Annotated in this window: 12 protein-coding genes; 7 read left to right on the top strand and 5 right to left on the bottom strand. The window is 70.0% G+C overall.

Going from position 1 to position 18282, the window contains the following annotated elements:
- The first annotated feature begins 31 nt into the window (after positions 1-31).
- From E6R60_RS01260 to E6R60_RS01275, 4 genes are read left to right on the top strand one after another with little or no spacing between them, the layout of a single operon-like run.
- Positions 32-3886 carry a PglY protein gene (locus tag E6R60_RS01260; protein WP_136324456.1) on the top strand — a complete coding sequence of 1285 codons (3855 nt, stop codon included), beginning with the start codon at positions 32-34 and terminating at the stop codon, positions 3884-3886.
- The gene (gene pglZ, locus E6R60_RS01265; RefSeq protein ID WP_136324457.1) at positions 3886-6624 is read left to right on the top strand and encodes a BREX-2 system phosphatase PglZ; all 2739 of its coding nucleotides are present in this window, start codon (positions 3886-3888) and stop codon (positions 6622-6624) included. Before E6R60_RS01260 ends, pglZ begins: the two co-directional genes overlap by 1 nt.
- Positions 6621-7952 carry a BREX system ATP-binding protein BrxD gene (gene brxD / locus E6R60_RS01270; protein WP_136324458.1) on the top strand — a complete coding sequence of 444 codons (1332 nt, stop codon included), beginning with the start codon at positions 6621-6623 and terminating at the stop codon, positions 7950-7952. The genes pglZ and brxD overlap by 4 nt, the downstream gene beginning before the upstream one ends.
- The gene (locus E6R60_RS01275; RefSeq protein ID WP_136324459.1) at positions 7949-10075 is read left to right on the top strand and encodes a DEAD/DEAH box helicase; all 2127 of its coding nucleotides are present in this window, start codon (positions 7949-7951) and stop codon (positions 10073-10075) included. Before brxD ends, E6R60_RS01275 begins: the two co-directional genes overlap by 4 nt.
- Before the next feature lie 84 nt (positions 10076-10159).
- Here E6R60_RS01275 and aceB read toward each other — a convergent pair whose 3' ends face one another.
- Together aceB and E6R60_RS01285 are read right to left on the bottom strand one after the other, a co-directional pair.
- Entirely contained in the window at positions 10160-11779 is a 1620-nt protein-coding gene (aceB, locus tag E6R60_RS01280) for a malate synthase A (protein WP_136324460.1), read from the bottom strand.
- Between the two features lie 234 nt (positions 11780-12013).
- Positions 12014-12652, bottom strand: coding sequence for a nucleotidyltransferase family protein (locus E6R60_RS01285; protein WP_136324461.1), 639 nt, complete (start codon positions 12650-12652; stop codon positions 12014-12016).
- A 206-nt stretch (positions 12653-12858) separates the two neighbouring features.
- On the opposite strand from E6R60_RS01285, the gene E6R60_RS01290 reads away from it, so the two are divergent.
- Entirely contained in the window at positions 12859-13173 is a 315-nt protein-coding gene (locus E6R60_RS01290; RefSeq protein WP_168713519.1) for a DUF5955 family protein, read from the top strand.
- A gap of 16 nt (positions 13174-13189) precedes the next feature.
- Here E6R60_RS01290 and E6R60_RS01295 read toward each other — a convergent pair whose 3' ends face one another.
- Positions 13190-13855 carry a response regulator transcription factor gene (locus tag E6R60_RS01295; RefSeq protein WP_136324462.1) on the bottom strand — a complete coding sequence of 222 codons (666 nt, stop codon included), beginning with the start codon at positions 13853-13855 and terminating at the stop codon, positions 13190-13192.
- On the bottom strand, positions 13852-15066 hold the full coding sequence (locus tag E6R60_RS01300; RefSeq protein ID WP_136324463.1) for a sensor histidine kinase: 1215 nt from the start codon (positions 15064-15066) through the stop codon (positions 13852-13854). The genes E6R60_RS01295 and E6R60_RS01300 overlap by 4 nt, the downstream gene beginning before the upstream one ends.
- Positions 15067-15176: 110 nt before the next feature.
- On the opposite strand from E6R60_RS01300, the gene E6R60_RS01305 reads away from it, so the two are divergent.
- Both E6R60_RS01305 and E6R60_RS01310 read left to right on the top strand, forming a co-directional pair.
- Positions 15177-16268, top strand: a complete 1092-nt coding sequence (locus E6R60_RS01305; RefSeq protein ID WP_136324464.1) for an ABC transporter permease — start codon at positions 15177-15179, stop codon at positions 16266-16268.
- A gap of 103 nt (positions 16269-16371) precedes the next feature.
- On the top strand, positions 16372-17055 hold the full coding sequence (locus tag E6R60_RS01310; RefSeq protein ID WP_136324465.1) for an ABC transporter ATP-binding protein: 684 nt from the start codon (positions 16372-16374) through the stop codon (positions 17053-17055).
- A gap of 208 nt (positions 17056-17263) precedes the next feature.
- Here the strand turns inward: E6R60_RS01310 and E6R60_RS01315 are convergent, their stop codons facing one another.
- Positions 17264-18064, bottom strand: a complete 801-nt coding sequence (locus E6R60_RS01315; RefSeq protein ID WP_136324466.1) for an IclR family transcriptional regulator — start codon at positions 18062-18064, stop codon at positions 17264-17266.
- Positions 18065-18282: the final 218 nt, after the last annotated feature.

Here is an 18282-nt window from a genome sequence, read left to right on the forward strand (position 1 = left end):
GAACCGCCGAGTGAGGGAACGAGAGTCACCGATGCCCACGAATGAGCTCTTCCTGCGGGATGTCATCGACATCAAGGAAGACGTCCATGCCGGCGATTTCAAGGTGGAGCTCACCGGTGGCTTCACCGAGACCGAAGCCCGGGTCGACGAGTACGTGGTCACCGATCAGCTGAAGGCGGCTTTCGGCCAGGCACTCGGGATCGTGCGCGCCGCTACTCGGGGTGGCAACTCGCACGCCGCCTATCTTCACGGTTCGTTCGGTTCGGGTAAGAGCCACTTCCTGACCGTGCTGCACGCGGTGCTGAACAATGTACCGGCTGCCCGTGCCAAGCCGAAGCTCCAGGAAGTCATCGCTGAACACGACGACTGGCTGAAGGGCAAGCGGTTCCTGATGGTGCCGTACCACCTGGTCGGCTCGACCGACCTGGACTCGGCGCTGCTGGGCGGGTACGTCGCGGAGGTGCGGCGGCTGCATCCTGATGCGTCCGTCCCGCCCGTCTACCGGGCGGACTCGATGCTCGCCGATGCCGAGGGGCTTCGCCGGGCGATGGGTGACACGGCCTTCGCGGAGTTGCTGCCGGTGGCAGGTGGCGCGTCCGAAGCGGTTGAGGACGATCTGGACGTGATCGACGGGGCGACCACGCAGTGGACGCCGACCGAGCTTCACCGGGCGTTCTCCGCGCCCGCCGGTGATCCTCTGCGGGACCGGCTCGTCTCCGCACTCCTGACCGGGCCGATGTCCTCGTATGCCGAGGGCGCACGAGGCGACGCGCAGGCGTTCCTGCCGCTGGAGAACGGTCTCGCTGTGATCAGCCGACATGCCCAGTCGCTCGGCTATGACGGCATCATTCTCTTCCTCGATGAGCTGATTCTCTGGTTGCAGGCACACATGTCGAACCGCGAGAAGGTGAACTCCGAGGTCAGTAAGTTGGTCAAGCTGATCGAGTCGGGGGACAGCGCACGGCCGGTCCCGATCGTTTCGCTCATCTCACGGCAGCGCGATCTGTCCCAGCTCGTCGGCGCCGATGTGGTGGGTGCGGATGTGAAGAACCTGGAACAGCAGGTCGAGTATCTCGCCGGGCGTTTCGACGTGATCAGTCTTGAGGACCGCAATCTGCCGGAGATCATCAAGGAGCGCATTCTCAAGCCCAAGGATCAGCTCGCCCGGGCTTCTCTTGATGATGCGTTCGCGACCATCGAGTCGAGCAACTCGCAGGTCAAGGATGTTCTGCTCGATGCCTATGGTGCGACGCACGCAGATTGGGCAGATTTCCGGGCGGTGTACCCCCTGTCGCCGGCACTGCTGAATGTCCTTGTGGCGCTCTCCGGCGCTCTGCAGCGTGAGCGCACGGGTCTCAAGCTGTTGCAGGAGATGCTCCGGCGGCGGCGCGCGGACATCAGGCTGGGCGAACTGATCCCCCTCGGTGATCTGTGGGACGTGCTCTCGGACGGCACCGGGGAGGCGTTCACCGACCGGCTCAAGAGCGAGGCCGAGGCTGCCCACACCTTCCACGCCAAGGTCCGGGCTCACCTCCTGGAGAAGTACGGCTCCGAGCAGAGCGAGAAGTTCATCGCCGACGACCGGTTCGTCAAGACCCTGCTTCTCGCCGCGCTCGCCCCCGACGTCCCGGCGCTCAAGAGGCTCACCGGCGGGCGGATCGCCGCGCTGAACCATGGCTCGATCCGCTCCCGTACCGTTGCTCCCGGGTCGCTCGTGGTGACCCGACTGCGAGAACTGCAGGCCGAGTTCGGTGAAATCCGGGCCGACGGTGACCAGGACCCCGTGTTCACCCTCCACCTGTCCGACCTGGACATCGAGCCGCTGCTCGACATGGTCGTCGACGAGGATAGGACAGGAGCCCGGCGCATCTGGGTCAAGGACCAGCTGTGGAAGGCGCTCGGGCTCAAGGACTCCGGAGCCTTCGTGTGCGAACACGAAGTCGTGTGGCAGGGGACGAAGCGCACCGCAGAGTTCGTCTTCGAAAACGTTCGTGACACCGCACAGCTGTCCGCCGACCAGTTCCGACCGGGCGTGGACGGGCGGGTCCGGTTCATCCTGGATTACCCCTTCGACGACGGTCAGCACTACCCGAACGACGATGCCCAGCGCGTCGAGGCGCTGCGGTCCGAAGGGCTCATGGCTCCGACGCTGGTCTGGCTGCCCTCGTTCTTCTCCGAACAGAAGAGTGCCCAGCTCGGGCGGCTCATCAAGATCAACTATCTGCTGGAGCGGGAGCGTCTCGACGACTATGCGGGGCACCTCCCCTCCGACGACCGGGTGCGGGTGCGCCACCAGCTGGCTGCCCAGCGCGACACCCTCACCTCCCAGCTCACCGCGACGCTCGCCCAGCTGTACGGCATCGCGAAGGTGGACGAGAACAGCGTCTCTGCGGAGGTGAGCGAGGGAAAGCACATCCTGTCGCTGCTGCCCGAGTACGCAAGGCCGCAGTTGCAGGGTGGCAAGTCCTTCCAGGACAACCTGCAGTACCTCGCCGACGGTGTCTTTCGTGCCCTCTATCCCAGGCACCCCGACTTCAGCAGGACCGGCGACCGCAAGGCTGTCAGCCTTGGCGAGCTGAAGACGGCTCTGACGTGGATCACCCGTGCCATGGACGACGGCGGACGCCGCATCGAGGTCGACAGCCACCACCTCAAGACCGTCAAGAGGATCGTCGAACCGCTGGAGCTCGGCCAGGTCCACGACGGCCCTCTGGTTCTGCGTAACGACTGGCGTGCGCGTATCAACCAGGCCGCTCACCAGCACCGCCCCGGGGCTGAGGATCTGACGGCCGAGGAGGTCCGCACCTGGATTGCCGAGGATCTCGGCTGGACCGGCCTCGACAAGAACACCAGCAGCCTGATCATCGCGACCTACGCACTGCTCGACGACCGCGCCTGGACGTACCACGGCAGCCCGCTGCCCCAGCCGCCCGAGCTGGAACGTGTGGGAGCCGGCTTCGGGCTGCGAGCACAGCAGCTGCCGTCCGAGGAGGAGTACGCAGCCGCGAGGGTGCGGGCTGCGAAGCTCTTCGGGCTGTCCGTCCAGCCGGCTCTGTTCGCCCGGAACGTGAACAAGCTTTTCACCGGCGTCGGTGAGAAGGTCGCGGAATACGAGCAGTCGGTCAACGCCTTGCGTACCTCGCTGAACAGGCACGCCGAGGCACTCGGCATGGACCGGGAGACAAGCGAGCGGCTTTCCTCCGCAAAGGACGCGGCGGACTTCCTGGCCCGCCTCGGGCGCCACCGGGACGCGACCGCGCTCGTACGGGAGCTGGCAGGTGCCTCCTACGGCACCAGTGACACTGTCCTCGCCACCGCAATCACCTCGGCAGGCGATGTCCTCCAAGCGCTCGACGATGCGGACTGGGCGCTGTTGGACGGTGTGCGGGGATTTGCTGGACGTCAGGACAGCGTGGGGGAAAGGGCCGAACGGCTGATCACGGAGATCGCCGAGACTGCCGCGACCAGCGAATTCGAGCGCACGCTGGTCCCCGTGCTCGGATCCATCCGGACCAAGGCGGTAGTCCTGGTCCAGGACGCGGCCCGGCTGACGCAGGTGGAGACTCCCGTGGCGCCGCGCCCGGTAGCGATTCCCGAGCCGCCCGCCGCTGACGACGTATCCCTCACCCAGCACGGCACACCGTCCGTTCCCACCACCAGTACCGCTGCCCCCATGGGCACCGGGCCGAACGCAGGTAGCTCCCGTACGGTCAGGCTCCAGCCCAGTCACGTCGAGAACTCGCTGAACAAGGCCATCGACAACCTCTGGGACGAGATCCTGGCCTACTCGGCGGCAAACCCCGGAATGGCCGTAGAGATCACGTGGCAGGTGGTCCCTCCCGAGGGCAGCGCCGCCGGTCCCACCGACGATGAGGCGCAGTCCTGATGGCTCTGCGGCCTCTCATCGACCGGCGGATCGTCGAGGCACTTCTGGAGACCGAGCTGCGCCGTGCCGCGGACCGCAGACTGCTGCTCGTCAACGCGCGGTATGAGAGCACGGCTCCGACGGAGTTCACAGTCCGCATCGAGGGCAGGCAACGGCCGGTCAGGGTCACCGACCAGGACTCCGTTCTCGGGATCGTCGCCGCGTGGCAGGAGCTCCTGGCCGGCCCGGAAACGGATCGGCTGCTCGTCGTCACCAGCGATGTTCCGGCCACCGTTCTGGGCTGGGACGTACGTGCTCACGCGGTGGGGCGCCGTAGCCTCAATGTCGACCGGGCCGAGATCGTCAAGCAGCTCTTCGGCGCGGCCGACCTCGATCCCCGGATGATCAGGGAGACGTGGCTGCTCACGGCGCTGCTGGAGGCCGAACCGGTAAACGGATGGCCTCGCAGCGGCTCGGTTCTCACCCGGGACGTCGCAGTACGGGCGCTGATCGGTGAGCGGCTGGGTCTCGGCCACGGCTCCACGGGCCACCGACTCGAACTCGACACGAATGCCCTGCTCGCCTGGTCTCGGACGACGGCTGGTCCTGCCCGGTTCCAGGAGTTGAAGGAGGAGGAACGGGGCGGTCTGACCGACTGGCTCACCGATACCGTCGGAGCAGCCGCACCCACTCTGCTGTCTCTGGTCGCCGACGGTCGGGGGCAGGATGCGATGGCACTCGGTGTGCTGGGCTCCGTACTGAGTGCACCAGAAGCCCCTCCCGGGACAAGCTTCGCACTCGGGGGGCTCTTCGGCTCCAGCCTGCGCTCGGTGGAGGACCTGCCGAAGTTCACCGCCTCGGTGAGCGGCGCCCTCGCCCGCTGGATCGCCGAGGCCGAGGCCAGTACCCCTGCGGGCGCCGAGGCACACCAGCGCGTGTACGCCGTGCTGGACCGGGCCGACGCACTCGCCTCCGAAGCAGGGCTGGGCGAGGCGCTGCGCGTCGACCCGCTCCTGCCGTCGGGCTTGCGGGCGAGACTGCGGGATCTGGCCGCCGCTCTCCCGCATTCCCCCCAGGGGGCCGAGGCCGCTCTGGATCAGGTACTGGCCCACCAACTGGCGCGTCTGCACCCGGCGAGCTGCGAGGCCGCGCGGATGGCAGTGAGGGTGGTGCGGTGGCTCGACGGTCCGGTCGCGACCGCCGACTCCGTCGGCCAGGCCGTCGGGGAGCAGTTCGCCCAGTGGGGGTGGGCCGACCGGGCACTGCGTGTTCTGGCGGCCGGGGACCCCATGGGCGATCCTGTCGTGGGGCAGGCGTACCACGTGCTCATCGGAAAGGCGCGAGCACGGCGCAGCACCCTTGACGAGCAGTTCGCCGCCCGCCTGGCCGGTTGGACGCGTACCGCCTCCTCCCAGGCACCTGGGGGCGCCCTCCTGATCGAGGACGTACTCGAGACGCTGGCGGTGCCGTTGGCATCCGGAACGAGCCCGCTGGTGCTCGTGCTGGACGGAATGAGCGCCGCGATAGCGGCCCAACTGGGCGACGAGATCGACCGCAGAGTGTGGACCGAGATCGTTCCCGCATCGCCGACTGCCGTTTCTCCGCGACGTCATGCCGCCGTTTCCATGCTGCCCTCCGTCACCACCATCAGCCGCGCATCCCTGCTCTCGGGGGAACCGGTCAGCGGTAAACAAGCCGCGGAGATCAGTGGGTTCGAGGCGTTCTGGAAGCGGCATCGGCGCGTCGGCAGGCTCTTCCACAAGGGGCAGATCGGCGGCGCCGAGGGACACCGGCTCGCTCCCGAACTGCTGGATGCGCTTGCCGGGGAGGACATCGTCGCCATCGTGCTCAACACCATTGACGATGCCCTCGACCACGGGCAGGAAGGCGAGCGAACGAACTGGCGACTGAGGGACATCAGCCACCTGTTGGATCTGCTCAACGCTGCACGCCAATACGGTCGTCCCGTCATGCTCGTATCCGACCACGGACATGTCCTTGATCGTTCGCCGCAAGGGCAGGGGCCCCTGAAAGCGCCCGGGGCACAGAGCGCCCGCTGGCGCACGGGCGAGGCGGGCGAAGGCGAAGTCGAGCTCAGCGGCCCCCGGGTGAGGGAAGGCGGAGGCACCATCGTCGCACCGTGGCGCGAGGACATCCGCTACACGCCGCGCAAGGCCGGGTACCACGGAGGTGCCGCGCTCGCCGAGGTGACCGTGCCCGTGATCATGCTCGTACCGTCACAGGAGCTGCTGCCCTCCGGCTGGATCGTGCTGCCGCATGAGCAGACCGTGCCCACCTGGTGGTGGGCCGACAGCGACGCCGCCGCGACATCGGCTGCGGAGACCGAACAGTCGACGGCGCGCAAGCCCCGTCGCCGCGCGGAGACCCAGGCTGGCGAGGCGCTGTTCGCCGCCGATGAGGTGGCGCCGGTGACGCTCACCCTCGGTGGAAAGGTCGTTGGCTCGCAGCGCTACAAGACACAGCGGAAATTCGTACGGCGCCCGCCGGACGGCAAGGCGGTCGTCGCCGTCATCGACGCGCTGGCCGACGCCGGTGGCAAGCTCACCCCGGACGCCGTGGCCGCAGCGGCGGCCGAGGCCACCGGCCGTTCGCAGCGGAACGCGGAAGTGTTCGTCACCGTCGTGCAGCGGCTCCTGAACATCGAGGGATACGGCGTGATCAACCTGGTGGACGCCGGGCGGACCGTGGAACTCAACATCCCACTCCTTCGGGAGCAGTTCGGAACGGAGCAGCCATGACCGGTGTGACCGAGGTCAGCGCGGCACGCCGCCGCGAGGTGATCGACGCCCTGCGCCGCGGAACCGTTCCCCAGGCCGGGCTCGATCTCTTCGCGGTCGGCCTGGACCATTTCAGCGGGGCACTGGACGACGACATAGCGACCGTCGCACGCGGTGGCTCCGCCTTTCACGCCATCCGCGGTGAGTACGGCTCAGGCAAGACCTTCTTCGCCAGGTGGCTGGCCGAGCGTGCCAAGCGCGCGGGCCTCGCCACCACCGAAGTACAGATCTCCGAGACCGAGACACCGTTGCACCGGCTGGAGACCGTCTATCGACGGCTCACCGAGCGCCTCACCACCGCCACCCACCAGCCCAGTGCTCTACGGGCCGTGATCGACTCCTGGTTCTACACCCTTGAAGAGGAAATCCTCGACGCGGGCGAAGTGGCGGACGACGACGAGAAGGCCCTCGGGGCTGCCGTTGACGCACTCATGGAGCAGCGCCTCGCCGAGGTCGCACGCACCACTCCCGCGTTCGCCGCGGCCCTTCGCGGTTACCGCGCAGCGCGGGCCGCCGGGGATGCCGCTACGGCCGAAGCGCTCATCGCATGGTTGGGCGGTCAGAAATCGGTCGCATCCTCCGCGCGGCGTGCGGCCGGCGTGCGCGGCGATCTCGACCACTTCGGTGCGCTGGGTTTCCTCCAGGGTCTCCTGACCGTGCTGAGGGACTGCGGCCATCCCGGCCTGCTGGTGGTGCTCGACGAGATCGAGACCCTCCAGCGCGTGCGCGGCGACGTGCGCGAGAAGGGTCTCAACGCCTTGAGACAACTGCTCGACGAAATCGACACAGGTCGCTTTCCTGGCCTCTTCCTGGTGATCACGGGGACGCCTGCCTTCTACGACGGACAGCAGGGCGTGCAACGGCTGCCCCCGCTTGCCCAGAGGCTTGCCACCGACTTCACGACCGATCCGCGTTTCGACTCTCCGCGCGCCGTGCAACTGCGTCTGGCCGGATTCGATCTGCCTCGGCTCGGAGAACTGGGGCGGAATGTACGCGACTTGTACGTGGGGGCCGCCCGGAATCCCGAGCGGATCACTGCACGCGTCGATGACGCGTACATCGGTGAACTGGCTACAGCGGTGACGGGCGGGCTCGGTGGGAAGGTCGGCGTGGCACCGCGGCTCTTCCTGCGTAAGATCGTCGCTGATGTGCTCGACCGGGTCGACGAGTTCGACGAGTTCGATCCCCGGCAGCACTATGCGCTCACCGTGTCCAGCGCCGAACTGAACGAAGTGGAGCGCAACGCGGCAGCATCGAGTGCCGGCGACATCGAACTGGAACTTCCGTGAGCTCCCTCGATGACCTGGACCCGGTCGTGGTGCACCACATCGTCAACTCCCTCGGGTGGCGCGGACTGCGCCCCCTGCAGGAGGAGTCGATCGGGCCGGTCATGGCCGGCGAGGATGCCATTCTGCTGGCTCCCACAGCGGGGGGAAAGACCGAGGCGGCCAGCTTTCCTCTGCTGTCGAGAATGACGGCGGAACGATGGTCGGGGACATCGGTGCTGTACGTGTGTCCCCTCAAGGCCCTGCTCAACAACCTGCTGCCGCGGCTCGAGACGTACACCGGCTGGCTCGGGCGTACCGCGGCTCTCTGGCACGGGGACGTGACCGCCGGGCGGCGGAAGCGAATCCTGGCCGACCGGCCGGATGTGCTGCTCACCACACCGGAATCCCTTGAGGCCATGTTGGTCAGTGCCAACGTCGACCACAGAACGTTCTTCTCGGGCCTACGGGCGATCGTCGTGGACGAAGTCCACGCGTTCGCAGGAGACGACCGCGGGTGGCACCTCCTGGCAGTGCTGGAGAGGCTTCAGAAGACCGTGGGCCGCCCTGTGCAACGCCTCGGCCTGTCCGCGACCGTGGGCAATCCCGCCGAGCTGCTGCACTGGCTCCAGGGCTCGGCGGCGGGCCGCCGTCCGGCCTGTGTGGTCGCCCCGCATCTCGACGAGCCGCAGCAGCAGGGTGGGCATGCGGTGGCGGGCGACATCGAACTCGACTACGTCGGGTCGGTCGAGAACGCGGCGACGGTGATCGCGGCACTCCACCGAGGTGAGAAGCGCCTCGTGTTCTGCGAATCGCGCCGCCTGGTCGAGGAACTGGGGGAGAAACTCCGGTTGAGAGGCGTGACCACATTTCTTTCGCACGCCTCTCTGTCGGTTGACGAGCGACGCCGCGCTGAGCAGGCATTCGCCGAGGCGCGCGACTGCGTCATCGTTTCGACCAGCACACTGGAACTCGGCATCGACGTGGGCGACCTGGACCGAGTGATCCAGCTCGACGCCCCCCTGACGGTGGCATCCTTTCTACAGCGTCTGGGGCGCACCGGCCGCAGGGCGGGGACCAAGCGAAACTGCCTCTTTCTTGCGCTCTCCGAGGACGGACTTCTCGCCGCGGCGGCTCTGCTGATCCAGTGGAAGCGGGGGTGGGTCGAGCCGGTCGTCGCACCCGCGGAGCCCCGCCACATCGTGGCGCAACAGCTCCTTGCCCTGTGTCTCCAGGAACACCAGGTGGGCGACAAGCTCTGGCAGGAGTGGTGGAACGGCCTAGGCCTCTTCGCACAGCCTGCCGAGCCGATCGTGCGCCATCTCGTGGAAGAGGGATACCTGGACCAGGACGGCGGCATGCTCTTCATCGGCCCTGAGGCGGAACGACGCTTTGGGCACCGGCACTTCATGAATCTCACCGCCGTTTTCACGGCGCCGCCCCAGTTCACCGTGCTGCAGGGACGCAGTGAGATCGGCAGAACCGATCCAGATCTGCTCACCGAGGAGATCGAAGGGCCGCGCAAGCTGCTCCTCGCCGGTCGGAGCTGGCTTGTGACGTACATCGACTGGCATCGCAAGCGATGCTTCGTCGAGCCGACCGACAGCGGAGGGAAAGCCAAGTGGAGCGGACTCGGCTTCGAACGTGCCACCTCTTTCGAACTGATGCGAGCCATGCGTGATGTCCTGTTGGGAGCTGACCCGGACGTAGCCCTCTCGAAGCGTGCGGTCATGGCGCTGGCTGAGGCACGGGACCACTTCATGGATGTTGTGCACCCGGGCGGCACGCTCATCACTCGCACGTCCGGCGGGCAGGTCCGCTGGTGGACCTGGGCCGGGCACCGGGCCAACGCCACGCTCGCGGCGACGCTCGGCGCCGTTGTCACACCCGCCCAGCGCGTGAACGACTGCTGGATTCGGCTACGGGAGGATGTGGACCGGCAGCACTGGAAACAGGTGGTGGGCGATGTGTCGGACCAGCTCTGCCTCCCCGACGTCGACCAGCGGGCCGTCAAGGGGCTGAAGTTCGGCGAGGCGCTTCCGCCTCGCCTCGCACAGGCGACTCTGGCGACCAGGTTCGCCGACCTTGAGGGTGCGCGAGCTGTCCTGGATGAGCCGGTCAGGTTCGTCATGCTGACGCCTTCCTGATGGCTTCCACATCTCGGGTACATCGCGACACACCTCCGCCCCCGGCGCCGCACGGCGCCGGGGGCGGAGGCATACGTAAGGATGTCAGCGCAGCTGCTCGTACGCCGGCAGCGTCAGGAAGTCCGCGTAGTCCTGGTCGAGCGACACCTGGAGCAGGAGGTCGTGGGCCTGCTGCCACTTGCCTGCGGCGAAGGCCTCGTCGCCGATCTCGGCGCGGATCGCCGCCAGTTCCTCGGCCGCGACCTTGCGGGCCAGCTCGGCGGTGGCGTGCTCACCGTTCTCGAAGACCACGTCCGCGTTGATCCACTGCCAGATCTGCGAGCGCGAGATCTCGGCGGTGGCCGCGTCCTCCATCAGGTTGAAGATGGCGACCGCGCCCATGCCGCGCAGCCACGCCTCGATGTAGCGGATGCCGACCGCGACGGCGTTGCGCAGACCGTCGTACGTGGGCTTGGCGTGCAGGGTGTCGATGGCGATGAGGTCGCCCGGGGCCACCGCGACGTCCTCGCGCAGTCGTTCCTTCTGGTTCGGCTTCTCGCCGAGGACCGCGTCGAAGGATGCCATGGCGATCGGGACCAGGTCGGGGTGGGCGACCCAGGAGCCGTCGAAGCCGTCGTGCGCCTCGCGGTCCTTGTCCGCCTTGACCTTCTCGAAGGCGACCTTGTTGACCTCGGCATCCCGGCGGGACGGGATGAAGGCCGCCATGCCGCCGATCGCGTGGGCGCCGCGCTTGTGGCAGGTGCGCACCAGGAGTTCGGTGTACGCCCGCATGAACGGGGCGGTCATCGTGACCGCGTTGCGGTCCGGGAGGACGAACTTCGAGCCGCCGTCACGGAAGTTCTTGACGATGGAGAAGAGGTAGTCCCAGCGGCCGGCGTTGAGGCCGGAGGCGTGGTCGCGGAGCTCGTAGAGGATCTCCTCCATCTCGTACGCGGCGGTGATCGTCTCGATCAGGACCGTCGCGCGGACCGTGCCCTGCGGGATGCCGAGCTCGTCCTGGGCGAAGACGAAGATGTCGTTCCAGAGGCGGGCCTCCAGGTGCGACTCCGTCTTCGGCAGGTAGAAGTACGGGCCCTTGCCGAGGTCGATGAGGCGCTGCGCGTTGTGGAAGAAGTAGAGGCCGAAGTCGACCAGGGCGCCGGGCACAGGGGCGCCGTCGAGCTGGAGGTGGCGTTCGTCCAGGTGCCAGCCGCGGGGGCGGGTGACGACGGTCGCGAGCTCGTCGGCCGGCTTCAGGGCGTAGGACTTGCCGGACTTCGGGTCGGTGAAGTCGATGGCGCGGTTGTAGGCGTCCATCAGGTTGAGCTGGCCGGTGACGACGTTCTCCCACGTGGGGGCGGACGCGTCCTCGAAGTCGGCGAGCCAGACCTTCGCGCCCGAGTTCAGGGCGTTGATGGTCATCTTGCGGTCGGTCGGACCGGTGATCTCCACCCGGCGGTCGTTCAGCGCGGCGGGCGCCGGTGCGACCTTCCAGGAGTCGTCCGCACGGATAGCGGCGGTCTCCGGCAGGAAGTCCAGCGTGGAGGTGCGAGCGATCTCGGCGCGGCGCTCACCGCGCCGGGCCAGCAGCTCGTTGCGGCGCGGCGTGAACCGGCGGTGCAGCTCGGCCACGAACGCGAGGGCCGCGGGGGTGAGGACCTCGTCCTGCCGGGGCAGGGGCTCGGCATCGACGATGGCCAGCGAGGACGGCGCTGGTGCGGACATGAGCTGTCACTCCTTCAGCGGGCGGTGCGGGCGACGTCTCACGGCCGCCGGGTCGCCTGGAACGGCACGGCGTGCCAAGGCTCCGGGATACGTCCGTGGTCGCCGTCTGGGGTGCAGAGGGCTTCTGACCAGTGGATAGTAGTTTCCTCATGGTGGAAGTTCAATGGTTTGTTGATGTCGAGATTCTCCGGGTCGACAGAAGTGCGGCCGTGCTGGCGCCCCGTGCCAGTGTGTTCACTCCAGGTGCGAGAGGTCCTCCGCCGTGTCGATGTCGTACGCCTCGGCCACATCCGAACACTCGACGAGCGTGATCGCATCGCGATGCGCCCGCAGATAGGCCCGCGCCCCCTGATCGCCCACCGCGCCCGCCGCGATGTCTGCCCACAGGCCGGCCCCGAAGAGCACCGGATGGCCGCGCTCGCCGCCGTACGAGGCCGCCGCCAGGCTCGTCCGGGAGCGGTATGCCGCCCGCACCCGGGCCACGGCTTCGGGGCCGATGCCGGGCTGGTCGACCAGGAGTACGACGACCGCGTCCACGTCCGCACCGCTGCCGGTGAGGGCGGCGAGCCCGGCCCGCAGTGAGGAGCCCATCCCCTCGGTCCACTCCGGGTTGACGCTCACCGTGCAGCCGGAGAGCCGGGCGCGCGCCCGCACCTCGTCCGCGGCCGCGCCCAGCACCACATGGACCGGGTCGCAGCCGCCCGCCCGCAGGGTGCCCACCGCGTGGTCGGCCAGCAGGCCGCCGCGGTGCTCCAGCAGGGCCTTGGGGCGTCCGCCGAGCCTGCGCCCGCCGCCCGCCGCGAGCAGCAGCCCGGCGACGACGGGAGGGGTGGGCCGGGGAGGGGAGGAGGGGGCGTGCGGTGTGCTTGTCATTCCGCCTGGATACACCGGACGGGCCGTTCCCGCACGGACCGCGCCTCTCCCGCGGACCGCGTCCCTGTGCGGGACACCCCGGCTTCCCGCCGCGGAGTAGCGCCCGGCACCTGTCATGGCGTTAACTTGCCCGCGCCCCGGGACGCTTGACCACGATCCGGGGCTCGGTCGAAACACCGGCACGAGGTCGTGCGAGGGGGAGTGCTTTGTTGAAGAGCGTGGGGCAGGCGCGGGTGACCAGCAGCGGCGAGGACCCGAGAGTGACGGAGTTGCGTGCGGCCGTCTCCCGGCTCCGCAGGGAGCTGGCCGCCCATCCCGCCGAGTTCCCGGACCGCGCGATCGCCGAGGACGAACTGGCGGCCCTGGACGCGACAGCGTCCGGCGGAGCGCCCGGGATTCCCCGGCTCCGCCGGTCGCTGCTGGTGATCGCGGGGGCGGTCGGCTCGGTCAGCGCGCTCGCGTCGGCGCTCAGGGACGTCAGGATCGCGGTCGACCTGTTCGGCGAGCCGCCGCGGGGCTGAGCCCGCGCCAGGGGTTTCAGCGGCGGATGAGCCTGCGGGCCGTCGCCGCCGCCACGGCGGCGGTGCGCGAGTCCACGCCGAGCTTGGCGTAGATGTGCACCAGGTGGGACTTCACCGTGGCCTGGCTGAGGAACAGCTTCTTGCTGATCTGCAGGTTGGACAGTCCCTCTCCGACCAGCCGCAGGACCTCCAGCTCGCGCTTGGTGAGGGCCTGGGCCGGCATCCGCATGCGGTCCATCAGCCGGTGCGCCACGGCGGGCGCCAGGGCGGAGCGGCCCGCCGCCGCCGTGCGCACCGCGGCGGCCAGTTCCTCCGGCGGCGCGTCCTTGAGCAGATAGCCCGCCGCCCCGGCCTCCACCGCCGCGAGGATGTCGGCGTCGCTGTCGTACGTCGTGAGGATCAGCACCCGGGGCGCGCCCGGGGCCGCCGTGATCGCGGCGGTGGCCTCCGAGCCGTGCAGACCCGCACCGAACTGCAGGTCCATCAGGACGACGTCGAACGCGCCGGTCGCGGCCAGGGCGACCGCCCGTTCGGCGGTGTCGGCCTCGGCGACGACGGCGAAGTCCGGCTCGGTGTCCAGGACGGCCCGCAGGCCCGCCCGTACCACCGGGTGGTCGTCGGCGAGCAGCAGCCGGATGGGCGGGGTGCCCGCCGCAGCGGTCGTGCCGGTCGGAGTGGTCATGCGGCGTCCTGTCCGGTCCGGCCGTCGGCCAGGGGCAGCGGCAGGGTCAGGGCGACGGCCGTGCCCTGACCGGGCGCCGACTCGACGCTCAGGGTGCCGCCGAGCGAACGCGCCCGCGACCGCATGGCCGGCAGCCCGAAGCCGCCCGTCCCGGTGTCCGCGCTCGCGGTGCGGCCGCTGACGCCCGTGAAGCCGCAGCCGTCGTCGACCACGTCCAGCGCCACCGAGGTGCCCAGGAAGCTCAGGGTGATCTCCGCCCGGTGCGCGGACGCGTGCTGCACCGTGTTGGCCAGTGCGGACTGAGCGGTACGCAGCAGCGCCACCTCGTAGGGAGTGGGCAGCTCCACCGGCGTGCCGCTGACGGCGCACCGCACCGTGAGGGCGGGCGTGCTCGTGCGGGCCGTCAGCCGCTCCAGGGCGGCCGCCAGGGAGCCGTTCTCCAGATCGGGCGGGGTCAGGGCGCGTACGAAACGACGGGCCTCGGCGAGATTGTCCTGAGCGGCCTCGCGTGCCTGGCGGACGTGGGCCGCGGCGGGGGCGTCCACGGGGAGGGTGCGTTCGGCGGCGCGCAGCAGCAGCTGGATGCTGGACAGGCCCTGCGCGAGGGTGTCGTGGATCTCGCGGGCCAGCCGTTCGCGCTCGGCGAGGGTCCCGGCGGTGCGCTCCGCCACGGCCAGTTCCGCACGGGTCGAGACGAGCTCCTCGATGAGTTCGCGGCGCCGCTCGCTCTCGCGGGACAGGGCGTCGTATCCGAGGACCGTGGCGACCGCGACCGCCGCCCCGAGCAGCGGGCCGATGAACGTGCCCGGGGTGACCGGCTCGCCGTGCAGCAGGAACCCGGCGATCGCGGCAGCGGCCGTCACCCCCACGGCGGGCAGGCTCCAGCGGATCGGCAGCAGGTGCAGCTGGAGGAAGTAGAGCGGGAAGGCCAGCCACAGCGCGTCGGGCGACAGCGCCAGCAGCACCAGCCAGAGGGCGCCCAACGCCGCGAGCCAGAGCGCCCCCGCCCGGGTCCGGGGCTGGACGGACGGGGCCGCGGCCCCCGCCACGTACACCGCGGCCAGCAGACCGGCGACCACGAGGACGGCGCCCGCGTGCGGGGCGTCGTCGCTCACGGCCTGGACGGCGGCGAGTGCCAGCAGTCCCAGCAGCAGGGCGTGCAGACACAAACGCAGCGCGGCGGCGACCGGGGGATGGACACGCGTTTCCATGATGCGTCCAGCGTAGGCGCGGGGTGCCCGGGCCCGGTCAATCAAAAGGTTGATGTCGGCACCGGCCCGCGGGCGATGTCCCGGCGGCCGGGGAAGCCCAGGCTGGGGTCATGTTCGTCGCATGGAGAGATCTTCGCTTCGCCAAGGGCCGGTTCGCCCTCATGGGCACGGTCGTGGTCCTGATCACGCTGCTCGTGGGTCTGCTGTCCGGCCTCATGGCCGGGCTGGCCCGGGAGAACACCTCGGCCGTCACGGGGCTGAACGCCGACCACCTGGCGTTCGCCGCCCCGCCCGCCGGCCAGTCGGTGTCCTTCACCGGATCGGCCCTCCGGGAGAGCGCCTGGCGGAGTTGGGAGAAGCAGCCGGGGGTCACCTCGGCACAGCCGCTCGGCATCCGCACGCTGAACGCCGCCGCGGTGGCGGGGGAGCGCACGGCGGCCGTCTCGGCGTTCGGAGTCGAGCCCGGCAGCGGTCTGGCGCCCCCGGGCGCCCAGGCCGGCCCGGGCAGGGTCGTGCTCTCGGGGCAGGCCGCCGACGAGCTGTCCGTACGGGCCGGTGACCGGCTGCGGCTCGGCGGTGACGAGGTCACCGTGGCGGCGGTCGCCGGCGACGCCTCGTACAGTCATACGCCGGTCGTCTGGACCGCGCTCGCCGACTGGCAGCGGTTCGGGGCCAACGGAGAGGGCGGCGCGCAGCAGGCCACCGTGATCGCGCTGACGACCACCGAGGGGGCCGACCTGGCCGCGGGCGACCGGGCGGCGGGCACGAGCACGCGCACGCTCGACGGCTCCCTCGCCGCCATCGGCTCCTACCAGGCCGAGAACGGTTCCCTCCAGCTGATGCGCGGCTCCCTGTTCGCCATCTCCGCCCTGGTCGTCGGCGCGTTCTTCACCGTCTGGACCATCCAGCGCAGCGGCGACGTCGCCGTACTCAAGGCCCTGGGCGCCTCCACGCCGTACCTGCTGAGGGACGCCCTCGGACAGGCGGTGGTGATGCTCGCCATCGGTGCGGGAGTGGGCACCGGACTCGCCTCCGGCATCGGCGCACTGGTCAGCGGCGGCGCCGTTCCCTTCGTCCTCGACGCGGCGACCGTCCTGGTCCCGGCCGCCGTGATGATCGCCCTCGGCGCTGCCGGGGCGGCCCTGTCCATCCGGCGGATCACCGCCGTCGACCCGCTCACCGCCCTGGGGAGCGCACGGTGACCCCGCACGCCCACGCGCCCGAGCACCGCCCTGCCGCCGCTCACATCCTCCCGGAGCGGCCGATGACCACCCTGCTCCCGCTCACCCCGTCCCGGAGTGCCCGATGACCCTCACGCTCACCGATGTGACCCTCACCTACCCCGACGGCGACGGACGGATCACCGCCCTGGACCGGATCGCGCTCGACGTGCCCGCGGGCACGCTCACCGCCGTGGTCGGCCCCTCCGGTTCCGGCAAGTCGAGCCTGCTCGCCGTGGCGGCCACGCTCGTGACTCCGGACGAGGGAGCGGTCGTGGTCGCCGGTACGCACACCGGGGGGCTCGGCCGCGCGGACAAGGCGGCGCTGCGCCGCGAACGGATCGGCATCGTCTTCCAGCAGCCGAACCTGCTGCCGTCGCTGACAGCCGCCGAACAGCTCCAGCTCATGACGCACCTGAGGGGCCGGGCCGCGCGGGCGGCCGGTGTCCGTGCGCGGGAGCTTCTCGACGCCGTCGGCCTCGCCGACAAGGCGGACCGCAGGCCCCACCAGCTCTCGGGCGGCCAGCGTCAGCGGGTCAACATCGCGCGGGCCCTGATGAACGACCCGGCGGTCCTGCTCGTCGACGAGCCGACCAGCGCCCTGGACCACGAACGGGGGGCCGCGGTGCTCGATCTCCTCGTCTCGCTGACCCGGCAGCGCTCCACGGCGACCGTCATCGTCACCCACGACCGGGGGCATCTGGACCGGATGGACCGGACCGTCACGATGCGCGACGGCAGGCTGACCGCCCCCGCGCTGAACGCCTGACCGCCCTCGCGCTGACGCCCGGCCGTACCAGGAGCCCTGACCGCCCGGCCGTACCCGCCTGACCGCGCCGGCCTGACCGACCCCGGCCCGAACTGAGCCGCCCCACCGCCCCGCCCCGACCGCCCCCGCCCCGAGGCTCGGAGGGCGGGGGATACGGCGAAGGGGTGGTCCGGAGCATGACGCCCCGGACCACCCCTCCCTTCCTGTCTCAGCTCGCAGACCCGCTGCTGGCCAGCGCCTCGGACAGTTCCTTCGCGGCCTGCTGGAGGATCGGCACGATGCGCTCGGTGGCCGCCTCGGTCACCCGGCCCGCCGGTCCGGAGATCGAAATGGCCGCGGAGGTGGGGGAGTTGGGGACCGAGACCGCCAGGCAGCGAACCCCTATCTCCTGCTCGTTGTCGTCCACCGCGTAGCCCACCCGGCGGACCTGCTCCAGGGCGTCCAGGAAACCGTCCGGGGTGGTGATCGTCTTCTCGGTGGCGGCCGGCATGCCGGTGCGCGCGAGCAGGGCCCGTACCTCGTCCGCCGGGGTGTGCGCCAGCAGCGCCTTGCCGACGCCGGTGGAGTGCGGCAGCACCCGGCGGCCGACCTCGGTGAACATGCGCATCGAGTGCTTGGAGGGCACCTGGGCCACGTACACGATCTCGTCGCCGTCGAGGAGTGCCATGTTGGCCGTCTCGCCGGTCTCCTCGACCAGCCGGGCCAGATACGGGCGGGCCCAGGTGCCGAGCAGCCGCGCGGCGGATTCGCCGAGCCGGATCAGGCGCGGGCCCAGCGCGTAGCGCCGGTTGGGCTGCTGGCGTACGTAGCCGCACACCACGAGCGTGCGCATCAGCCGGTGGATGGTGGGCAGGGGAAGGCCGCTGCTCGCGGAGAGCTCGCTCAGGCCGACCTCGCCCCCCGCATCGGCCATCCGCTCCAGCAGATCGAAGGCACGCTCTAGGGACTGCACACCGCCGCTGGAACCGGCGGGCTTGGAGTCGGAAGTGCTGGCGTGGGACGGCGGCACGTCAACGGTCCTTTCGAAGCGGAAGGGCAAGGCAGCAGCCTACCGGGCACTTCCCGATCGGCCCACTGTCGCAGGGGCGCCGTCCTGGCCGGTCAGGGCTCGTTTGTCCGGCTCTCCGGGGGCGGTCCGGCGGTCCGTGCGGTGCCGCGTGGGCCTATTCTACATTCCGCCATCCGAAATAAGCCTTTTACTTTGTGGAAACCTACAGTCGGGGTCGC

Source organism: Streptomyces sp. A0642 (assembly GCF_004795105.1).
GTDB lineage: Bacteria > Actinomycetota > Actinomycetes > Streptomycetales > Streptomycetaceae > Streptomyces.